This window comes from Polaromonas sp. P1_G1, assembly GCF_056405595.1.
Genome location: NZ_JBFUBU010000207.1, coordinates 1 through 432 on the forward strand (window position 1 = coordinate 1; position 432 = coordinate 432).

At 62.0% G+C, this 432-nt stretch carries 1 protein-coding gene; it reads left to right on the forward strand.

The features are described from left to right. The first annotated feature begins 37 nt into the window (after positions 1-37). Complete coding sequence (locus tag AC1D1Y_RS26495; RefSeq protein WP_477684968.1) at positions 38-364, forward strand: plasmid stabilization protein; 327 nt, start codon at positions 38-40, stop codon at positions 362-364. The last annotated feature ends 68 nt before the right edge of the window (positions 365-432 follow it).

A 432-nucleotide genomic window follows, 5' to 3' on the forward strand; every position in this document is an offset into this window, starting at 1 on the left:
GGTCCAATGGCACCACTGACACCCTGGAGGAGCCCTCATGCCCAAATCTGCCTGGAACGCCAAACGCGAACGTCAATACTTGCACATCAAGGAAAGCCTGTTGGACCATGGAAAGCCGGCACCCTTGGCTAAGGAAATCGCCGCGCGCGTGGTCAACAAGGAGCGCGCCCGACACGGAGAATCCACGGAGGCCAGTCCGTCATCCCTGAACGACATGTCTTCCGCCCGGCGCGGAGGCCTGCGCTCGCACAGCGGCGCGGGCGGTCGGACTGTGCAGCAGCTACGCAATGAAGCACGCCAGCGCGGAATCAAGGGACGTTCCCGCATGAACAAGGCGCAACTGGAACAGGCCCTGAAGGCCTGACAGGCGAGCTGCGCCGTACGGTTTCAGGGGCTTTCAAGCAGATCGATAGTTCCGTGTTCGCCCATACC